Origin of the sequence: Amycolatopsis xylanica (assembly GCF_900107045.1) — a bacterium.
GTDB lineage: Bacteria > Actinomycetota > Actinomycetes > Mycobacteriales > Pseudonocardiaceae > Amycolatopsis > Amycolatopsis xylanica.
The window spans coordinates 208325-227844 of sequence record NZ_FNON01000008.1; the positions used below are offsets into that span (position 1 = coordinate 208325).

At 68.6% G+C, this 19520-nt stretch carries 21 protein-coding genes; 10 read left to right on the top strand and 11 right to left on the bottom strand.

Going from position 1 to position 19520, the window contains the following annotated elements:
• Positions 1 to 107 precede the first annotated feature (107 nt).
• On the top strand, positions 108 to 389 hold the full coding sequence (locus tag BLV57_RS32505; RefSeq protein ID WP_091295530.1) for a hypothetical protein: 282 nt from the start codon (positions 108 to 110) through the stop codon (positions 387 to 389).
• Positions 390 to 440: 51 nt separating this feature from the next.
• On the opposite strand, the gene BLV57_RS32510 is transcribed toward BLV57_RS32505, so the two are convergent.
• The 4 genes from BLV57_RS32510 to BLV57_RS32525 are packed head-to-tail and all read right to left on the bottom strand — an operon-like array spanning position 441 to position 4374.
• Positions 441 to 1250, bottom strand: a complete 810-nt coding sequence (locus BLV57_RS32510; protein ID WP_091295533.1) for a chitosanase — start codon at positions 1248 to 1250, stop codon at positions 441 to 443.
• 17 nt (positions 1251 to 1267) lie between these two features.
• Positions 1268 to 2245: a TolB family protein gene (locus BLV57_RS32515; protein ID WP_091295534.1), complete on the bottom strand. Its 978-nt coding sequence runs from the start codon at positions 2243 to 2245 to the stop codon at positions 1268 to 1270.
• Positions 2242 to 3504: an MFS transporter gene (locus BLV57_RS32520; protein ID WP_091295537.1), complete on the bottom strand. Its 1263-nt coding sequence runs from the start codon at positions 3502 to 3504 to the stop codon at positions 2242 to 2244. Before BLV57_RS32520 ends, BLV57_RS32515 begins: the two co-directional genes overlap by 4 nt.
• A 3-nt stretch (positions 3505 to 3507) precedes the next feature.
• Positions 3508 to 4374 carry an alkaline phosphatase family protein gene (locus BLV57_RS32525; protein WP_091295539.1) on the bottom strand — a complete coding sequence of 289 codons (867 nt, stop codon included), beginning with the start codon at positions 4372 to 4374 and terminating at the stop codon, positions 3508 to 3510.
• Between the two features lie 294 nt (positions 4375 to 4668).
• Here BLV57_RS32525 and BLV57_RS32530 point away from each other — a divergent pair, with 294 nt between their 5' ends.
• Positions 4669 to 5172, top strand: a complete 504-nt coding sequence (locus tag BLV57_RS32530) for a MerR family transcriptional regulator (RefSeq protein ID WP_091295542.1) — start codon at positions 4669 to 4671, stop codon at positions 5170 to 5172.
• A gap of 60 nt (positions 5173 to 5232) precedes the next feature.
• On the opposite strand, the gene BLV57_RS32535 is transcribed toward BLV57_RS32530, so the two are convergent.
• Positions 5233 to 5970, bottom strand: a complete 738-nt coding sequence (locus tag BLV57_RS32535) for an SDR family oxidoreductase (protein WP_091295543.1) — start codon at positions 5968 to 5970, stop codon at positions 5233 to 5235.
• Between the two features lie 253 nt (positions 5971 to 6223).
• Here BLV57_RS32535 and BLV57_RS32540 point away from each other — a divergent pair, with 253 nt between their 5' ends.
• Both BLV57_RS32540 and BLV57_RS32545 read left to right on the top strand, forming a co-directional pair.
• Entirely contained in the window at positions 6224 to 6667 is a 444-nt protein-coding gene (locus BLV57_RS32540) for a hypothetical protein (protein ID WP_218134926.1), read from the top strand.
• A gap of 48 nt (positions 6668 to 6715) precedes the next feature.
• Positions 6716 to 7519, top strand: coding sequence for a sensor histidine kinase (locus BLV57_RS32545; protein WP_091295546.1), 804 nt, complete (start codon positions 6716 to 6718; stop codon positions 7517 to 7519).
• Here the strand turns inward: BLV57_RS32545 and BLV57_RS32550 are convergent.
• On the bottom strand, positions 7494 to 8687 hold the full coding sequence (locus BLV57_RS32550) for a serine hydrolase domain-containing protein (RefSeq protein ID WP_091295548.1): 1194 nt from the start codon (positions 8685 to 8687) through the stop codon (positions 7494 to 7496). The genes BLV57_RS32545 and BLV57_RS32550 overlap by 26 nt on opposite strands.
• A gap of 341 nt (positions 8688 to 9028) precedes the next feature.
• Between BLV57_RS32550 and BLV57_RS32555 the strand changes: the two genes are divergently transcribed.
• The gene (locus tag BLV57_RS32555) at positions 9029 to 9454 is read left to right on the top strand and encodes an RlpA-like double-psi beta-barrel domain-containing protein (protein WP_091295550.1); all 426 of its coding nucleotides are present in this window, start codon (positions 9029 to 9031) and stop codon (positions 9452 to 9454) included.
• A gap of 69 nt (positions 9455 to 9523) precedes the next feature.
• On the opposite strand, the gene BLV57_RS32560 is transcribed toward BLV57_RS32555, so the two are convergent.
• Entirely contained in the window at positions 9524 to 10183 is a 660-nt protein-coding gene (locus BLV57_RS32560) for a 4'-phosphopantetheinyl transferase family protein (RefSeq protein ID WP_091296039.1), read from the bottom strand.
• Between the two features lie 46 nt (positions 10184 to 10229).
• On the opposite strand from BLV57_RS32560, the gene BLV57_RS32565 reads away from it, so the two are divergent.
• Positions 10230 to 11195, top strand: a complete 966-nt coding sequence (locus BLV57_RS32565) for an acyltransferase domain-containing protein (RefSeq protein WP_176968905.1) — start codon at positions 10230 to 10232, stop codon at positions 11193 to 11195.
• Here the strand turns inward: BLV57_RS32565 and BLV57_RS32570 are convergent.
• Together BLV57_RS32570 and BLV57_RS32575 are read right to left on the bottom strand one after the other, a co-directional pair.
• Positions 11192 to 11626 carry an SCP2 sterol-binding domain-containing protein gene (locus BLV57_RS32570; RefSeq protein WP_091295556.1) on the bottom strand — a complete coding sequence of 145 codons (435 nt, stop codon included), beginning with the start codon at positions 11624 to 11626 and terminating at the stop codon, positions 11192 to 11194. The genes BLV57_RS32565 and BLV57_RS32570 overlap by 4 nt on opposite strands.
• Positions 11623 to 12588, bottom strand: a complete 966-nt coding sequence (locus tag BLV57_RS32575) for a TIGR03564 family F420-dependent LLM class oxidoreductase (RefSeq protein ID WP_176968906.1) — start codon at positions 12586 to 12588, stop codon at positions 11623 to 11625. The genes BLV57_RS32570 and BLV57_RS32575 overlap by 4 nt, the downstream gene beginning before the upstream one ends.
• Before the next feature lie 182 nt (positions 12589 to 12770).
• Here BLV57_RS32575 and BLV57_RS32580 point away from each other — a divergent pair, with 182 nt between their 5' ends.
• The 4 genes from BLV57_RS32580 to BLV57_RS32595 are packed head-to-tail and all read left to right on the top strand — an operon-like array spanning position 12771 to position 16397.
• Complete coding sequence (locus BLV57_RS32580) at positions 12771 to 13925, top strand: beta-ketoacyl-[acyl-carrier-protein] synthase family protein (RefSeq protein WP_091295561.1); 1155 nt, start codon at positions 12771 to 12773, stop codon at positions 13923 to 13925.
• Entirely contained in the window at positions 13922 to 14575 is a 654-nt protein-coding gene (locus BLV57_RS32585) for a hypothetical protein (RefSeq protein WP_091295564.1), read from the top strand. The genes BLV57_RS32580 and BLV57_RS32585 overlap by 4 nt, the downstream gene beginning before the upstream one ends.
• Complete coding sequence (locus BLV57_RS32590; RefSeq protein WP_091295566.1) at positions 14572 to 15273, top strand: maleylpyruvate isomerase family mycothiol-dependent enzyme; 702 nt, start codon at positions 14572 to 14574, stop codon at positions 15271 to 15273. Before BLV57_RS32585 ends, BLV57_RS32590 begins: the two co-directional genes overlap by 4 nt.
• A complete protein-coding gene (locus BLV57_RS32595; protein ID WP_091295568.1) occupies positions 15270 to 16397 on the top strand; it encodes a flavin-containing monooxygenase in 1128 nt (375 codons plus the stop codon). The genes BLV57_RS32590 and BLV57_RS32595 overlap by 4 nt, the downstream gene beginning before the upstream one ends.
• Positions 16398 to 16799: 402 nt before the next feature.
• On the opposite strand, the gene BLV57_RS32600 is transcribed toward BLV57_RS32595, so the two are convergent.
• A complete protein-coding gene (locus BLV57_RS32600) occupies positions 16800 to 17384 on the bottom strand; it encodes a hypothetical protein (protein WP_091295570.1) in 585 nt (194 codons plus the stop codon).
• Positions 17385 to 17399: 15 nt separating this feature from the next.
• Positions 17400 to 19520 carry a pyruvate, phosphate dikinase gene (locus BLV57_RS32605; protein ID WP_091295572.1) on the bottom strand — a complete coding sequence of 707 codons (2121 nt, stop codon included), beginning with the start codon at positions 19518 to 19520 and terminating at the stop codon, positions 17400 to 17402.

Sequence of the window (19520 nt, forward strand, 5' to 3'; positions counted from 1 at the left end):
CGTGAGTGTTTAGGCCGGTTAGAACCGGCCGTACCACTCACGACCCCTGCGCGTGCGTCGGTAAAAGTCACGACCCTGGTGGCGTGGTGGGTCGTTACGGTCGCCGGATGGAAGGCGAGATCACGACCAGGGTCGGCCAGCACCTGTACACCTTCGACGGCCGCGTGTTCGAGATCTTCGGCACCACCCCGGTCCGCTTCCACGTGGAGCACATGTACCTCCAGGTCACCGACCCCGACCGCAAGGGCAGGCGGACCGTCACGTTCCACCACGGCACGCCGGAAGCGCCGGGGTCGTCGCATTCCTGGACGTACTCGGCCGCCGAGCTGGCCGGTCTGCCGGAGTTGCTTCCGTTCCTGGAGGCCGTGCGGGCCGCGATCCGGCGCTGACGAACACGGGACTCGCCGGGTTCGGCGCGCCCGGCGAGCCCCGTTCGCCGGTCAGTCGTGGGGGTTGGTGATGGTGATGTCGTAGCCCGCGCCGATGGTCAGCGGCGCGCGCAGGTCCTGCTTGCCGGTGTCGGACAGCTTTTGGAGCGCCTCGGAGCGGTCGACCGCCTGCGGCCAGTCGTTCTCACGGCCGGGGGTGCAGGGCTTCTTCATGTGCTTGACGCGGATCTCGTTGTAGGTCTTGAGCCACGCCTTTTCGTTCTTGCCGGACGCGGGGGTGCCGCCTGCGGCCGCCGTGGTCTCCTTGACGATCTTGGGCATGCCGTCGCAGTCGCCAGCGCCGGGACCCATCATCAGTGCGGTGTCGAAGAGGTTCTCGATGCCCAGGTTGGTCTTGATGCCGATCTTGCTCGCCATGGTCAGCGCCGGGGTCAGGTACATGTCATGGCCGACCTTGATCTGCAACTGCTGGAACGACTTGTCCTTGGCCGCGGTCTTCCAGTCGCCAGGGAACTTGCTGCCCAGCTCCTTGACGCTGTCGCTGCCGGAGTCGGCGAGCTTGCGCAGCGTCGGGGTGTACTTCTCGAGCACGTTGCCCGGCTTGGCCTTGTTGTACTTCTCGACCAGCTCCAGCATGTCGCCGGTGGCGGTACAGAACCCGATCCAGCCCGCGGTCCAGCCGCAGCCGTCCTTGTCGTTCTCGATGTTGCCGTACTGCGGCGCGTTGGCGCCCTGCTCGAACACCGCGGTGATGTCGTCCATCATGAAGACGGTGGTCTTGTCGGGCGCGGCCGAAGCCGCTCCGGTCAGCACGAGTCCAGCCGCCAAAGCCAGTGAGACGGGCGCCAGGTATCGCTTCATTGCTACCTCCGGGAATTCTAAAGTGCCGAGGGGGATTCCGCCTCGGGGATGAGCAGGCGCGGTGCGCCGGTTCCGTCCGACGGCACGGACCAGACATCGGAATGGCCGCCGCCGCGCGGGATCGCGTAGCCGATGGTCGCCGCGTCGAGCCAGGCGGGCTGGTCGTCGACGCTGCGGGTTTCGGCGAGTGGGGTGATGGTGCCGGACGCGAGGTCGAGCACGGAGATCCGCCACCCCTTGGCAGGATCGCCGTCGACGGCCGCCTTGTAGGCGACGCGCTTTCCGTCCGGGGAAAGGGAAGGGCATTCGACGTTGTCGCGGAGCGTGCGGATCGTGCGCGTCGCGAGGTCGCCTTCGACCAGGTACCGGTGGGTGCCGGTGGACATGGTCGCGTAGAACCGGTTCTGCTCCGAGGTGAAGGTGACACCCCAGAAATTGAGGTCGGCCGCCTGGTACGGCTTGCCGTCCACCGTCACGGCGAAGTCTTCGAGGGTGCCTTCGAGCAGATCGGACGTGTTGTCCAGGATCCCGGCGCGGGTGGAGAACCGGCCGCCGTTGTACGAGTCGCCGGTGACGAAGACGGTCCAGCCGAACCGTTTCCCGTCGGCGGACACCCTGGCCCGGTTGGGCAGCCCCACCAGCGGGATCTCCTTGGTGACCGCGAGTTGCTTGTCGAGCACGACGAGCTGGTACGTGCTCAGTCCGCCCTCCTCGCGCAGGCAGATCCCGGTCCCGCTCGAGGCGTACACCCTGGCGCAGGTCAACGCCGACACCGACCGCGCGCCGCCGGGATCGTTCGTGGCGACGGTGGCGACGCGCCCGGCTTCGCCGTCGGCCGTGCTGCGGAACACCAGGCGCCCGCCGTCGAGCGTCACCACGCCGGTGGCGGCGGTGGCCTGGCCGCGCGAGCCGCTCAGTCCGATGTAGACGATGGCGGTCACGGCGAGCGCGAGTACGCCCGCGACGGCGATCCAGATCCGGGTGCGCGTGGTCATGCCGTCACCTCCTTGCGTCGCGGGGCGAGCAGCAGGAAGGTGATCACGATCGCGGCGCCCACGGTGCACGCGGCGACGGTGATCGCGGTGCCCGCTCCCCACACCTGCCACGCCAGTCCGAAAAGGACGGACGAGACGAAGTAAGAAAGCGCTTGCCCGGACTGCACGATCGAAATCCCCGTGGTGCGCAAGGCTTCCGGCAGCAGCGGCCCGGCCAGCGCCATCAGGATGCCGTCGGTCGCCGCGTAGAACGCGCCGTAACAGCCGAGCGTGAACACGAAGAGCGGCCAGCCCGAGATCGGGCTGAGCAGCAGCACGTACACGGTGGCGAGCAGGCCGTACCCGCAGAGCATCACCGGCAGGCGGCCCACCCGGTCGGCCAGCGCGCCGAGCGGCGCGGCGAGCAGCAGATAGGCCAGGTTGGTGCCCACCGCGAGCAGCGGGAACCAGCCGGTGGCGATGTCTTCCTTACGCTGCAACAACAGGTAGACGAAGCCGTCGCCGATGGTCGTCATGCCGAGCACGCAAGCGGCCAGCAGCAGGCGCCGTACCCCGGGACCACGCAGCAACGCCACCACCGCGCGGGGCGAGACCGTGCCGGCGGGCGGACGCGGGCCCCGGCGGTCACGCACGAACAGGCACAGCAGCAGCACGCCGATCGCGGCGATGCAGAAACTCGTGACGAAGATGGCGTCGAAGCCGCCCACGCCGGTGGACGAGCCGACCGCGGCGAGCACACCCACCGCGACCAGCGGCCCGGCGAACGCGCCGACGCTGTCCATCGCGCGATGGACCCCGAAGGCGCGCCCGAGCATGTCCTCCGGCGCGGACAGCGTGATCAGCGCGTCGCGCGGCGCGGTGCGCAGGCCCTTGCCGGTGCGGTCGGCCGTCAGCACCACGCCGATCGCCGCGGCGGACGAGCCCGCGGCCAGCAGGCCGAGCTTGGCCACCGCGGAGAGCCCGTAGCCGAACCCGGCGACCGCCTTGCGCCGTCTGACCCGGTCCGCGACGTACCCGCCGATCAAGCGCAGGAACGCCGTGGCACCGGTGTAGAGCCCGTCGACCAGACCGTAGGCGGCGGGGCTGAGGTGCAGGCCCAGCACGAGATACACGGGCAGGATGGCGGTCACCATCTCCGACGAGATGTCGGTGACGAGACTGACCGTCCCCAGCGCCAGCACGTTCCCGCTCATGGCGCCGAGCGAGCGCCGCGAAAGCCCGCCGGGGTTGTCCTTGCGGCCTATGGTCGACAGGTACATGGGCTACTGCCAGACGCTCAGGATCGGCGACTTGCCGGCCGCGTTCCCGATGCCGGGCAGGCCGAACGAGGCTTCGATCGTGCGCAGCACCGAGTAGTGGTTGATGGTGTCGCCGTAGCTGCCCGGCTTGACGTGCGCGCCGGTGAACGTGGTGAAGATCTGGTTCACCGAGGTGTTGCTGTCCTCGTCGAAGGTGACGATCAGCAGGCTGTTGTGCGTCTTCGCCCACTGCGCGTACGCGTCGAGCTTGTTCTTCAGCCAGCTGTCGCCGGTGTCGATCCCGCAGTCGTGCATGTCGTTGCACATGTCCGGGGTCACGAAGGCGACGTGCGGCAGCTTCGTGAAGTCGCTCGGGAACGACGAGAAGCGCTTGTTGCTCGACGACGGCACGTTGCTGAAGTCGACCCAGCTGTTGTGCTTGCGCTTGTAGGTGCCGCTGCTGCAGCCGGTGTACCCGTCGGACGGCATCGCCTCGGAGTAGCCGGTGAACTTCTTGCCGGCGGCGATCAGCTGCGCGCCGAGGTTGGGCTTGCTGCCGAGGTTGGCCGGGCAGCTGTCGCTGTCGACGCCCTGGGTCGAGCCGGAGAACAACGCGATGTAGTTCGGCTGGCTCGGGTGCGTGATCGCGAACGAATTGGTGAACTTCGCGCTCTGCGAGGCGAGTTTGTTGAAGTACGGCGCGCTGGAACTGCCATTGATGGACGAGTACTTCTTGTTCTCGAACATCACCAGCACGATGTGGTCGAACGCGGGAACCGTCGAGGCGACGGCCTCGATCGCGGGACCGGTCGTGTCCTCATGCGACACCACGACGGCGGTGGCCACACTGGCCGCGACCACCGACGCGGCCGCGATCCGCTTCCAGAACATGGAACCTCCAGGGCTGTGCCGAGACATCGGATGTCTCGGGGGCATTTAATCCCCAACAGTGGCATTTAATACACCAAGATCCACCGAACGGCGTAATTCGGCCCCTACGAAAGTAGGTGAGACCGGCGTTTTTGGGAATCGCTTGCATAGATCCGTGCATACGTTCGAACTGGTGCATACTTGAATTACCACGGCCGACCGGCAGTTCCCTCCACCTGCGGTTCTGCCGGTGGTTCTGCCTGGTGTCCCGATCAGCGCCATGTTTCCATCGAGCGCGGTCAAGGGAGATATCACATGGTATCGGCGAACGGCTATACGATCGAAGAACTGTCCTCGGCCATTGGCATGTCGGTACGCAATATTCGCGCGCATCAGACACGAGGACTACTGCCCGCGCCCGCGAAAAGCGGCAGGTTCGCGCTTTACGGACCCGTGCACATGCGACGGCTCGAGCAGATCGCGTCGCTGCAGAAGCAGGGCTTCAACCTGGTTTCCATCGCCGCGATGCTCGGCGCGGGCCAGGAGTCCCCGGAGTCCGGCGCGGCATCGCCCGAGGTGATGCGCGCGGCGATCGACATGGCGGCGGCGGGCATCCCGCTACCCACCGCGCTGCGTTTTTTGGCGCAGGCCATGGACAGCGTCACCCCCGTGGCACAGGCCATGGCCGACGCGCACGCCGAACGGGTCCCCGTCCCGTACGCAGAGGAAGACTTCGCGGAGCTTCTTGTAAGCGCTTTCAGGGTCGCGATCGCGAACCGCGCCGAGCACCGGACCAGGCCGCGAGCGGCCGCGGGCTGACGTCCGGGGATGTCTCCGCGGCGGCCCTGCCGTCGCGGAGACATCGGATCACCCTGACGGTCAGTTCAGCCAGTCGGCCAGCCGGACCTGCCCGATCAGCGCACCCGTGCCGGGCAGCAGCGTCCGCTCACCCAGCTTCTCGCCGAAGTAGCGGGCCTCCCGGTCGGTCACGACCTCACGCGCGTCGTTCTTCGCCGCGAGCACGGTGCGGATCCAGCCGTCGAGGCCGAACACCTCGGGCCCGGCGATCTCGACGACCCCGTCGAGCGGGTCCCCGACCGCGGTCCGCCCGACGACCGCGGCGACGTCGGCGGCCGCGACCGGCTGCACCCCGCCGTCCGGCAGCCGCACGACGCCGCCGGCGGTCGCGCTGTCCGCGATCCCGGCGGCGAACTCGAAGAACTGCGTGGCGTGCACCAGCGAGTAGCGCAGCCCCGACTCCCGGATCAGCTTCTCCTGCGCCACCTTGGCCCGCATGTATCCCGAGTCAGCCGCCCGCTCGGCCCCGACGACCGACAGCGCGACGTAGTGCCCGACGCCGGCGGCGTCGGCGGCCGCGGTCAGGTTGCCGGTGGAGGTCGTGAAGAAGGCCAGCACGTCGTCATCGGCGAACGACGGCGAGTTCGACACGTCGACCAGCACGTCCGCGCCCTGCAGCACCTCCTTGAGCCCCTGCCCGGTGATCGTGTCGACGCCGGTCGAGGGGGCGGCGGGCACCGCGTCGTGCCCGTGTTCGGTGAGCCGGGCGACGACAGTCGACCCGATCAGCCCGGTCCCGCCGATCACGACGACCTTCATGAGTGGCTCCTTACGTCCTGCGTCCGGCCGCTCCGGAACGCCTGCGAACAGCTAGGACAAGGCACCGCCCTGATCTGTGACACGCCCCGGGGGTCGTGAGTGTTCAGACCGGTTAGAACCGGCCGCATCACTCACGACCCCCAGGGGCGCGTTAGGCCGATCGAGTGAAGCGCGAGATTTCCGGCGGCGGGTGTCGATCGGGGGCGGTGGCCGTTCGACGCAGGGGTAAGAAGCCGAACTGAAGGAGAAACCAATGACTGCCACCATCGCCGCCCCCACCCAGGTCAAGACCTCCACCCAGGTCAAGACCCCCGTCCGCGTGGTCACGGCCACCGTCCGGAGCCTCGTCGGGCTGCTGTTCACCGTGACCGGCGCGAACGGGTTCCTGAACTTCATGCCCGGTGACGCGAGCGGGCTGCCCGAGGGCGCGCTGAAGTTCACCGTCGCCCTGTTCGAGACCGGGTACATGCTGCCGCTGGTCGCCGGGGTCCAGCTCGTGGCCGGGATCCTGTTCCTGCTGAACCGGTTCGTGCCGCTGGCGCTGGCGGTGCTGGCGCCGATCGTGGTGGGGATCTTCGCGTTCCACGTCTTCCTGGAGCCGTCGGGGCTGGTGCTCGCCGGGGCGATCGCGGCGGCCGAGGTCTACCTGGCGTGGGCTCACCGGGACGCGTTCCGGGGGATGCTGCGGGCGAAATAGCGGCTGAGGCATCGACGCAGGGGCACTGGCCGCGTACTTTCTGCTTGTATGTGGCACTACGCGCTGTGGGGGCTGGCCGGGGCGGCGGTCGGCGCGGCCGTGCCGATCGTCGTGGTGAAGCGCCGTCGGGAGCCGGAACCCGACAAGACCGGTCCCGACAAGACCCAGGTGTCGCAGGCGCTGCTGACGTTCTCGACCGAGATGTCGCAGCGGATCGGGCCGCTGATCGACCGGCAGCTGGCGATCATCGACCGGCTGGAACAGACCGAAGAGGACCCTGACCGGCTGGCCAAGCTGTTCGAATTGGACCAGATGGCGACCCTGATGCGGCGGAACCAGGAGCGCCTGCTGCTGCTCGCGGGCGCTCCTTATCCGCGGCAGGTCGATCGGCCGGCCCCGCTCGAGGACGTGCTGGGTGCGGCCGTGTCGGCCGTCGAGGAGTACACCCGGGTGGAGGTGCACCAGGTGATCGGGTTCGCCGTGGTGGGCGACGCCGTGTTCGACCTGGTCCACCTGATCACCGAGCTGCTCGCCAACGCGACCTCGTTCTCGCCGCCGGACACGAAGGTCATCCTGCGGGTGAAGGCCACCGACGAGGGCGATCTGAAGGTCGAGATCGCCGACGCCGGGCTCGGGCTGGACGAGCCGGAGCTCGGCAAGGCCAACAGCAGGCTGGTGACCCCGCACGAGATCGACCTCGGGGCGGGCACCCATCTCGGGCTGGACGTGGTGGCGCTGGTGAGCAGGCGGCAGGGCATCACCGTCAGCCTGCGCGGCAACGACGATGACGGCCTGACCGCCGAGTTCACCGTTCCGGCCGCGCTGCTCAAGGATGAGCGGGCGGAGGGGTGACCGCGGCCGCCGCGATCTGCTGGACGATCCGCGGCTGGCCGTCGGGTGACTTGACGGTGGCGTTGACCGAGTAGGCCACCTTCCGCCTCAGGTCCCGGGTCGCGAAGACGCCGCTCGAGTAGCCGTAGCGGCTGCCGGTCTTGCCCCAGACCGTGAGGTCCTTGGTCAGCTTGAGGCTCATCAGGCCCTGGCTGTAGGTCGCCATCCCCTTGCCGTCGAACATGGGCACCTGGGGCACGGTGAACAGCCTCGGCATCATCTCCGCGCCGAGCAGGCGGCCGTCGAACAACCCGGTGATGAACGCGTCCAGGTCGGCCGCGGTGGAGATGATGGCGCCGGCGGCGCCGGGGATCGACTGGTTCATCTCGGTCACGTCGGCGAACTTCGACCCGTCCCGTGTGACGATGTCCGTGTGGATGCCGGTGAGGTCGACCCCGTCGACGTTGAGGTAGCCGCGAGCCGCAGGGTTCGGCAGGCGGGGATCGTCGTTCGGGTAGTAGGTGTGGCACAGGCCCAGCGGCTCGGTGATCCGCTCACGCAGATTCCGGGCGTAGGACCGGCCGGTGACCTTCTCGACGAGCATCCCGGCGGTGACGTACGCGGTGTTGGTGTACTTCTGCGCGGTGCCCGGCTGGAAGTCGATCGGGTGCCTCAACGCCGTTTCCACCACCTGGCGCGGACTCCAGTGGTCGTACCGGTGCCGGAGAATCCACTGTGGATCGTAAAGCTCCGGGATGTCCACCGAAGGCAGGCCGGAGGTGTGGTCGAGCAAGGTGTACACCGGGATCCGTGGGTAGTCCGCCGGGAGCAGTCCGGGCAGGTAGCGCTGCACGGGCTCGTCGAGGTCGATCCGGTGCTCCTGCGCGAGCTGCAACACCATCACGGCGGTGTAGACCTTGGTGGTGCTGCCTATGCGGAAGTAGCCGTCCGGCCGGACCGGAGCGTCGCTGCGGAGATCTGAGACACCGGAGGTGCCGGACCACTGTCCCTTCTCCCCGGTGATCCGGACCAGCGCGCCGGTCGTGTCGATGTCGGGCAGGCCGGCGATCGCGGCGCGCAGCGCGGTTTCGTTGATGGGCGGGATCTCGGGGACGTCATCCGCGAGCGCGGGCAGTGCGGTGAGCGTGAGCGCGGCGGCGGTGGCCAGTGCGGTGAGTGCTGTTCTCATGTCACGAGGATGTCCACTCGCGACAGCACGGACATCAGGGATCGGCCCGGTGTCGAAAGATCAGGGACGTCAGGGAATTGGCGGATCCGCCAGCTTGACGCTCGGTCGGCCGACCGGTAAGCGACCAACCGTCTACGAGGCCGGGCCTGGCTGGACAATACGTTTCGCGATTCGCAACGAGCGGCTTTGCCTGTCGCCCGTATGGCGGCTTATAACACTGTTGTTGTGAAGGTTATTCTTCTTTTCGGCGACCTCGAGGGCGGCCGGGCGGTATGCCCTGCCGCGGCCATCGCCACCATTTCGGTATTCCCCTTTTCCATTCCCTTTGAAAGGTTTCTTCAATGCGCGTCAGTTACGCGATCTTCGCCGTGTCCGCGGCCATGCTCGCACTCGCCCCGTCGGCCATGGCGGCGCCCTACTCCGGCAACCTGGGCACGGCGACCTACCAGGGCGTCGCCAAGTACACCAGCGACTACTCGGCCAGCTGGGACGACGTGGCCTGCGAAAAGTCGGCCAACCTACCGAGCCTGCCCAAGGGGAACATCGCCGCGCTGAACCTGGCCCAGTACGGCAGCGAGCACTCGAGCAGCGTCAACTGCGGCGTCGTCGTGCAGGTGACCGGCCCCAAGGGAACGGTCAAGGTGCAGATCGTCGACGCGGTCGGCGGGCAGAGAAAAGGCGACCTGGTACTGAGCAAGGACGCTTTCGCCAAGATCGGAACGCTCGGCAACGGTATTGAAAAGATCACCTGGAGCGTCGCGCCCTGACTTTGAGAGGGTGATTCCGGCCAGTCCGCCGCCCGGGCCGGAATCACCCCCGGAATTCAGGTAAAGCTCCTAACCAAATCGAATATCGCGGACGGCGGCGATGACCACTTCGCCCGCCACCGTGAAAGCCCCGGCGAAACCGGTGATCCCGCGAGGACCAGGCACCAGCAGCCGGGCCGTGAACGTGCGCTCGGCCGGGTCGATGGTCACGTCGGCCTCGTGGAAGTCCAGCCACTGACCGGTGAGCGGAAACCATGCTTTGTAGACGGCCTCCTTCACGCAGAAGACGAGCCGGTCCCAGTGCATGCCGTCCGGCAGCCGGGCGAGCCGGTCGCGCTCGGCTCGGGTCGCGATCATCGGGAGCAGTCCTTCGGTCAGCGGCCGGTGCGGCTCGGCGTCGATGCCGAGCGCGGGCACGGTCCCGGCACGCGCGACGACCGCCGCGCTGTAGCCGTCGCAGTGGGTGATGCTGCCGATGATCCCGTTCGGCCACAACGGTTCGCCGGACGGGCCACGCAGGATCGGGGCGGGCGGATGCCCCAGCGCGGCCAAGGCGCGGCGGGCGCAGGTGCGTGCCGTAGTGAAGGTGCGCAGCCTGCGGGCGCCGACGTCTTGGACGAGGACACGTTCCGCCGGGTGCAGCGCGATGCCGGGATCCTCACCCCAGATCTCCGCCGCCGAAGCCGCGGCGGGAATGAGCCGCCCGATGGCCGGGGATTCGGAGAGCATTTCCGAATGCTACCCGAAATACCACCGCGTCTGGCAGACTGGAATCATGCCTCGGAAAATCGCGATCTTGTTCCCCGGCCAGGGCGCTCAGCATCACTCGATGGGCACCGGACTGTACGGCACTGAGCCCGTTTTCACGGCGGCCATGGACGCATTTTTCGACGCACCAGGCCATGCCGGTGCCACGCTGCGTGAAGAATGGCTGGCGCCGGAACAAAGCGCGCTCTTCGACGATGTCTCACGGGCCCAGCCGCTGCTGTTCGCGCTCGGGTGCGCGCTCGCCGCGATGGTCCGCGCGCACGGCGTCGAGCCGGACGCACTGCTCGGGCACAGCGTCGGCGAACTGTCCGCGGCGTGCACGGCGGACGTGTTTTCCCTTGCGGATTCGGGGAAAGTCATGCGAGCGCGGATCGACGCCGTCGCCAAGACCGTGCCGGGTGGCATGCTCGCGGTCGCCACTGATCCGGAGCGGATCGCGCCCTACCTGACGCCGGCCGTCGTCATCGGCGCGGTGAACACTCCTCGCCAGCTCCTGCTTTCCGGACCGGCCGCCGAACTCGCCGAAGTGGCGGCACGCCTTTCCGAAAATGGTTTCGCCTGTCAGCCAGCGCGGTCGGAACAGGCGTTTCACAGCCCGGCATGCGCATTGGCCGCGAAAGAATTCGCCGAAGGTTTCCGGGATGTCACTCTTTCCGCGCCGAAAGTCCGGATCCAGTCGACCGGGACCGGTTCACCGGTGACCGATCAGGAAGCGCTGGACCCGGATTTCTGGGCACGGCAATTGGCCCATCCGGTGCTGTTCTGGTCGGCTTTGGACAACCTGCTGACCGAGGGTGACGACTACCTGCTGCTGGAGGCGGGACCCGGCGGAAGCTGCAGCGCGATGGCCCGGCGTCACCCGGCGCTGAAGTCCAAGCGGAGCACGCTGCTGCCGCTGCTTCCCAACGCCGGTGGCGATCCGGCCGCCGCGCTCGATCTCGTGCGGGCGGCCATCACCGTCGCGCACGCTTAGGGACGGGCGAACCAGCTTTCGAACTTGGTCGCGGCCATCATCTCGCCGGACACCTTGATCTTGCGGGTGAGGAACGCGCGCACCGGCGCCATGGTGCCCACCAGCACCTGCAGGAACACCGCGAGATCCATGGTCATCACGACCGTGGGCGACTCGGTGTCCCCCTTGCCAGCCTCACACCGGCCGTCGGCCACCACGGCGAAGTACCGGCGCTCGATCCCGTCACCGGCGGACAGGATGTACTGGAAGCTCACGCGCTGGTCGCCGGCGCGTTCGGGGAGGAAAGCGCCGGGCAGGTTGGCGAACACGAGGTCGAGCAGCCCGTCGACCCCGTCCTCGCGCGCCGCCGCGTAGCTGTGGATCGACTCGGCCGTCTGCCCTTCGATGGCCGCCCGGATCTCGTGGAACGCCACCGCGCTCGCCTGGTTCACTGGTTTTCCCTTCCACCGCTGGTCAACTCCGGCAACAGGGCATGGGCCCGTGCCTGTTCCTCCTCGCTGCCGATCACGAGGGCATTGAGGTCGGTGACGCCGATCTCGGCGAGCCGCTTCACGGCGCCCGCGATCTCGTCCTCGGTGCCGACGAGCGAGATGTCCCCGCCGTGGTCGGCGTCCTCCCGGTCGAGCATCGCCTTGTAGTTGGGGAGCGACCGGTAGATGAGGAACATCCGTGCCGCCAGCTCCCTGGCCGTCTCGGCGTCTTCGGTCACGCAGACCGGCAGGCTCGCCACCACGCGGGGGCGGGTGCGCCCGGCACGCTCGGCGGCCGCGGTCAGCCGGGGCACGGTGTGCTCGTCCAGCGTGCGCGGTCCGGTCATCCAGGTGATCACTCCATCGGTCAGCTCACCCGCGACGTCGAGCATCTTCGGCCCCAAAGCGGCGACGAGGATCGGGATCTTGCGCTCCGCAATGGACAGTGAGCCGCGCGCGGTCACCGTCTCTCCTTCGAAATGCACTTCGCCGGTTTCGAAGATCGAGTTCAGCACGGTTACATATTCGGCCATCCGCTTGGCCGTGCGATCGTAGGAATATCCCCATTGGTCTTCCACGACATGCCGGTGTGAGACGCCGATGCCAAGCGTGACCGTGCCGCCGTAACCCGCCTGGCAGGTGAGCGCCTGCTCGGCCATCACCATGGGGTGGCGTGAATACGTTGGCAGCACGCAGGTTCCGAGCTCGATACCGTCCACTTGGGTGCCCGCGACGGCGAGCGCCGTCAGGCTGTCGTAGCCGAACAGCTTGTGCCTGCGGTCCCGGCCGCTGCGCTTGCGCGGGCCGCCGCCGGGGCTTTGCGGGAGCCACGCGGCGGAATAGCCGGACCGGCTCGCGTGCCCGATCTTCGCGAGCAGTTCGGCGTAGTCACGACCGCCGTCGATATTGAGTCCGATTCGCACCAGCAGAACATAGACGGGGCAGCGGAAATTGCCGAGCGGCAAGTGCGGAGTTGGCCGCCGGTCTCGATATCTGCGGTTGTAGCACCGGTTACCGGCAAGTGCGGAACTGGGTTTGAGCCACCGCGCTCACTCGGCCGACAATGCGCGAAAGCCGATAGGCCAAACGCACACAGGAGCGCCAAGTGGGAGAAGCGGTATGGGTGACCGGCCTGGGCGCGGTCACGCCCGCCGGCTGGACGGCGGCGGAGAGCTGGGCGACCGTCGCGGCCGGGAAGAGCTGCGTGCGGGAGGTGAAGCGGTTCACCACCTTCGAGTCGTCGAGCCGGATTGCCGGCATGGTGCCGGGTAGCGAGGCGACGCTGCCGGAGCACTCGCTTTCCCTGGAATACGGGCTGAACGCGGCGAAGCAGGCGATCGCCGATTCCGGGCTGGAGTCCCGTGTGGACACGGTGATCGTGGCCAACCACGGTGAACGCAGACTGCCCAGCGAAGCGGGCTCCGGACGGGTCATCGGTGTGCGCGACATCGCCGCCGGGATCGCGGAAGCCGCGCGCACCAACGACTACAGCTCCCCTTATGGCGCCTGCGCGGGCAGTGCGCAGGCCATCGGCAGCGCCGCGAAGCTCATCCGCGCCGGGCGCGCGCGTACCGTGCTGGCGGGCGGCTGCGACGCGCTGGTCACGCCATTCGACTTCTTCTCGTTCTCCAGCCTGTACGTGATGTCCTCGCGCGACTGCCCGCCGGAAGAAGCGTCGTGCCCGTTCGACATCCGGCGCGACGGCTTCGTATTGGCGGAAGGCGCCGGGTTCCTCATGCTCGAAGCCGAGTCGCACGCGCGGGCGCGCGGCGCCGAGCCGATCGCCGTGCTCGAAGGATTCGGCTTGCGGCAGAACGCTTATCACATGTTCGCGCCGCCACCGGACGGTCTCGGCCCGGAGCAGGCCATGCGTGAGGCGCTGCGCGACGCGAAGCTGAACGCCGAGGACATCAGCTACCTCAACGCGCACGGCACCAGCACCAAGGACAACGACTCGTCCGAGTCGATGGCGATCCGCGCGGTGTTCGGGCCGCACGCCGACCGGCTGCCGGTGAGTTCGAACAAGAGCCAGATCGGTCACACGATGGGCGCCTGCGGCGCGATCGAGGCGGTGCTGAGCATCGAATCGCTGCGCGCGGGTGTCATCCCGCCGACGTCGAACTTGCGTGAGCCGGATCCGGCATGTGATCTCGACTACGTGCCGCTGACCGCGCGGGAGCGCAAGCTCGATCACGTGCTCAGCAACAGTTTCGGCTTCGGCGGGCACAGCGCGTCGCTGATCTTCGGGCGGGCGGCATGACCATCCAGCTGATCGCGAGCCGGTCGACGGACTCCGGCGAACTCCGCGACGAGGTCAAGAAACTGGCTTCCCGCAAGGTGCTCCGGTTCCTGGACGCCGCGTCGTACTCGCCGTACCTGGCCGCCGCGCGCGTCTACCTGGAGAACCCGGTGTGCGCGCCCGAGCACGTGGCGCTGTACACCGTGAGCGGCTGGGACGGTGACATGCCGGATCAGCCGTTCGTTCCCGATGGGACGGCCGAGGACGACGCGCGGCTGTCCAAGCACATCCTCGAGGACGCGAACCCGGTCGTCTGGCTGCGGATGCTGTCCAACAACGCGCTGTGCCAGGTGTCGATCGCGGAAGGCTTCCGCGGTCCGAACGCGCACTTCGTCGGTGACGCGCACGCGCTCGGCCACGCTTTCGCGGTCGCGGCAGAGGATCTGCGCTCAGGCGCCGCGAAGCTCGCGCTGGTGGTCGCGTTCGACACCGCGGACGAAGACAGCGAGAAGCCGTCCGGGAGGGCGCCGACGCAAGCGGCGGCGGTGTCGCTGGCGGCGGGCGGAACGGACGTGCTGCCCGCGCTGTTCGCACGGAGCGACGTCGCGGCGGCACGTAACGAGAGTGCGTTGTCGGCCATGCTCTCGTGCCTGGAAGCAGGTGCCCGATGAGGCGTCGCCAAGAAGCCCCGCCGCTGGTGCTGAGCCGCGACACGGTCATGGCCGGGATCGCCGAGTACTGCGCGAATTTCGCGGAGCTGCTGCGGTCGCTGGACGACAAGGCGTGGACCACGCCCAGCCGCTGCGAAGGCTGGGAGGTCCGCGACGTCGCGGGCCATGTGACCGGGCTGTTCACCGACGTCGCGCTCGGGCGGATGGCGGGCCAGGGCCTGCCGGAGGTGACCGCGCGGCAGGCGGCCGAGCGGCGCGACAAGACCCCGGCCGCGCTCGCGAAGGAGCTGGAGCGCGCGGGCAGGCTGTGCGGCCAGGTGATCGGCGGCTTCGACGACGCCGCGTGGCTGGCCCGCGCGCCCGGCGGCTTCCCCGGCCCGCTGCGGCGCGCGGTGCTGGTCCTCTGGTACGAGCTCTACGTGCACGGCGACGACATCCGGCACGCGGCCGGGCTGCCGTCCGACCGCGGCACCGGACTGCGCGCGAGCGTCGTCCACGTCGCCGAGACACTCGGGCTGTGGGGCTGGGGCCCGGCGACGCTGCGCCTCGGTGACCTCGAAGAACTGCCCGTCCGAGGTGGCGGCGACGAGGTGTCCGGTGATCCGCTGGAGTTCCTGCTCGCGGCGACCGGTCGGGTCGACCCGAGGCCGCTGGGGCTCGACGAGAACGTCAACATCTACCGCCAGGTGAGCGCATGAACGAGCAAGTGTCCACGGTCGTGATCGGCGGCGGCGTCGCCGGGCTCGCGCTCACCCGCTGCCTGGTCGGCCGTGGTGTCGAAGTGCTGACGCTGGACGAGAACGAGCAGATCGGCCACTCGTGGCGTACCCGCTACGACAGCCTCAAGCTCAACTCGGTGCGCTGGCTCTCGCACATGCCCGGGCTTTCGCTGCCCAAACGATACGGCCGGTGGGTGCGGCGCGACGACCTCGTCGAGTACGTGGAGGCCTACGCGAAGCCGTTGAAACCGTTGCTGCGCAACGGGGTTCGCGTGCTGAAGGTCGAGCGCGGGTCACGCTGGCTGGTCACGACGAGCGAGGGGGCCATCGAGGCCCGGCACGTCGTGTTCGCGACCGGGCTGTATCGGGAGCCTGCCATTCCGTCGTGGCCGGGCGAGTTCCACGGGCGGCTGATCCACGCGGCGCACTACACGCGTCCCGCCGACTTCGAGGGTGAGCGGGTGGTCGTGGTCGGGCCGGGAGTGTCCGGTGTGGACATCGGCTCGGACCTGCTGCAGCGCACCCGCGGTTCGCTGACGGTCGCGATGCGGTCGGCGCCGAACTTCCTCCCGCGCGAGCTGTGGAACATCCCGTTGCAGGGCCTTTCGGTGACCAACCGCTACGCGCCGATCGCGGTGCAGGACCTGGGCGGGAAGCTCATCCAGCGGGTGGCCTCCGGTGACCTGGCCGACACCCCGTTCGGCAGGCCGACCGAGGGCATGTTCAGCAGGCTGCGCCGCACGGGCGTCAACCCGGCCGTCGACGACGGCGTCTTCGTGCCCGCCGTCCGCGCCGGGCTGATCGAGGTGATCGACGAGGTGGTCGCGCTCGACTCCGACGGCGTGGTCACGAAGTCCGGCAAGCACGTGCCCGCCGACACGGTCATCGCGGCCACCGGGTACCGCACGGGGCTGGCGGAGATCATCGGCGAGCCGGGCGTGCTCGACGCCCGCGACATCCCGCCGCAGTACGGCGCCGCGAACAAGCGGTGGGCCGCGGCGGGGCTGCACTTCGTCGGCTTCGCGTCGCCGCTGACCGGGCACCTGCGCGAAATCGGCCTGCGCGCCAAGCACACGGCCAAGGCCATCGCCGCCAACCCGTAGAAGGGGGTCGTGAGTGTTTTGGCCGGTTCTTGGGGGAAGGCCACTATGGCGTGTTCCGGGGACTTGCCGGTGTGGATTTCCTTGGTGGAGTTCGAGGTGACTGCGCAGTGAAGCGAGAGGGCCCTTGAGTGCGTAGTAAGCACTCGGGGGCACCCTCGCTGCGTGATCAAGCTCGGATCAGGGGACTGTGCCAGCGCGAGTGGTACCTCTGCTGCGTCTAACGGAGCAGAGGTACCACTCGCTCACGCCTTCAGACTGGAGTGAGGGGATCCCCCGCTGCATTGAACGCAACAGGGGATCCCCTCACTCACAACCCCGGCCTGCGCGCCAGGCACACGGCCAAGGGGTCGTGAGTGTTTTGGCCGGTTAGAACCGGCCGGAACACTCACGACCCCTTTGGTGTCAGTCTGTTTCGAGGCGCTCACGGTCCAGGAGCAGGAGCAGGTCCTCGTGGAGTTCGAGCCAGATGTCGTGGTAGGACTCGGCCATCGGGCGCAGCAGGGCGTCCTTGTCACCGGCGAGGACGCGGTCGTAGGCCGCGGTGAAGCGAGGGCCGTAGGTCGCGAGCCGGGGAATCGACGACGCGAGGGCCGTGAGCAACTCCAGGTTCGAGTGGTGCACCGCGTCCAAAGTGGCGCGGAAGCCGTCGAGGGCGCCGAGCTGCCAGTCGGTGCAGAGCTGCTTGAAACGGTCGTTGAGCACCAGGAACTCGGTGTCGTAGCGCTCGGCCGCGGCTGAGGCGTCCACAGTGGACTTCTCGGCGAGCAGCGCGGCCTCGGCCTGCGAGCGGCCCTCCGGGGTGAGCATCCAGCCGCTGATCCGGCCGGTGCGCTGGAGTACCAGGCCGAGGCCCGCGTTCTTCTCCAGCAGTGACTGGACGGTTTCCTCGTCGAGGCCGGTCGCCGAGGCGAGGCCGGGCGGGGTGGCCCTGCCTTTGAGACGCAGGCTGTGCAGCACCACGCTGTCGAGTTGTTCGGTCGTCGTCATGGGATCCCTCGGTTTCTAGGAGGCCGCGACGGCTTCGGAGCGCCACCGCAGCAGGCATTCGATTTGCGTGGAGTGCCGGCTTTCGCCCGCCACGGCCGCCTCGCCCTCGTGGACGGTGCCCCGGGTGCCGTCGACCGTGACCAGCTTGCCGACCAGGTTCTCGATCACGCCGTCACCGCAGCCGACGACGCAGGGCAGGCCGATCTGCCTGCCGACCACCGCCGCGTGCGAGGTGCTGCCGCCGCGCTCGGTGATGACCGCGGCCGCGACCAGGAAGCCGTGGATGTCGTGCGGACTGGTGGTCGGCCTGGCGAGCACGACCGGCTTGCCCGCTTCGGCGAGGTCGGCGGCTTCGTCGGCGCTGTCGACGACGTAGCCGGTCGCGATTCCCTGGGACACGCCCAAACCGCGCGCGACCTCGCCGCCGAGGCCCGAGCCGCCCGACACCGCGGGCTCCCAGTCGGCGGGCACCCGGGACAACGCCTCCTGGATGTCGATCAGTCCTTCGTGGACAAGGTCGACCGCCCAATGCGCGGCCGCGAGGCCGGACGCCGACGAATCGCGGACCTGCAACAGGTACAGCACACCGGATTCCACCGTGAACTCGATCTCCAGCACGCTGCGGCGCGATCGTTCCAGGCGCTTGCCGATGGTGACGAGCTGGCGGTAGACCTCGGGCTGCTGGTCGTTCAACGCGGTCAGCGGCTCCGGCGTGCGCTTGCCGGACACGAGTTCCTCGCCCTGCGCGCGGGCCAGCCATTCGCCGAACGGCACCGGCTCGCCGGTGATCGGGTTGCGGGTCATGTACACGCCGGTGCCCGACCGCGCATCGCGGTTGCCGAACACCATCGCCTGCACGGTGACGCCGGTGCCGAGGCCGTCCGGGATGCCGTTGGCCTCACGGTAGACCTGCGCGCGGTCGCTGTGCCACGACTCGAACACCCGGCTGACGGCGACCTTGAGCTGCGCCAACGCTTCCTCGCGGTCGGCGGGCAGTTCTTCTTGTGAATCAACGAGTTCGGTGAGCAGTGACTCCTCGGCGCCGGACGTGCGCAGCCAGTCGACCGCCGCCGGGGTGAGGCCGACGTTGAGCAGCGTGTCCATCATGCCGGGCATGCTGACCGGCGCGCCGGAGCGGACCGAAACGAGCAGCGGCGGGGTCGCGCCGAAGCGGGCGCCGGTGCGGCGTTCGAGTGCCTCGAGATGTTCGAGCACCTCGGCCCACAGCGCGTCGGAGACCTGGTTGCCCGACGCGTAGAACTGGTGGCAGGCCGCGGTGGTGAGGGTGAACGCCGGCGGCACGGGGATGCCGAGCTCGCCCATCTGCTGCAGGCCCCAGCCCTTGCCGCCGAGCAGGCCGCGGTCGGCGGCGACCGACCCGTCCAGCATCACGACCAGCGGCGAGCCGTCCTGCGTGTTGTCCGACATGCGGCGTGCGCTCCAAAGCTCGGGGAAGAACCAGTTTTCGAGTGTCTTCTTCAGGTAGGTGAAGCCGCTGCTGCCGCCGGTGCCCGGGGAGAAGCCGATCGCGCGCATCACCATCAGGCAGTGCCGGTATCGCCACTGGCTGAACAGCAGGTCGTATTCGACGAGGTCGTCGGCGAGCGCGCGCAGCTCCGTGGGCGGACCGCCCGCTTCGTACAGTCCGCGCACGGTCTGCCCGGCACGCTCGACGAGTTCCAGGAACGCCTCGCGCAGAGAGACCCTGGTGGTGCGTTCGGTGATCCGCGCGTCGGCCGAGCCGACGGCGTGTGCGATCCGCATGACGCCGTCCGTGGTCGCGCCGGAAGCCAGTTCCAGCTCACGGAATTGGCCGGACTGCATGCCGCTCGCGCCGCCGAGGTCACCCCGGAAGGCGGCGAACTCCGTGGACGGCATGGTGTCGAGCACGTCCATGTGCGCCATCCACAGCGCGACGATGCGGTGCAGCCTGAGCAGGCCGTTCCTGGCCGCGGTCACCCTGTCCTCGGCGAGATGCCCGGTGATCTGGTCGATCTCGTGCAGTGCCTCGGCGAACCACAGCTCCAGCGCCTGATGCGTGACGATGAACAGGTACTCGTCCGGGACCGAGGTGCGTGGCTTGACGTGCTCCAGCAGGCTGTCGACGTCGAGATAGCTGCCGTACTCGGTCGCCAT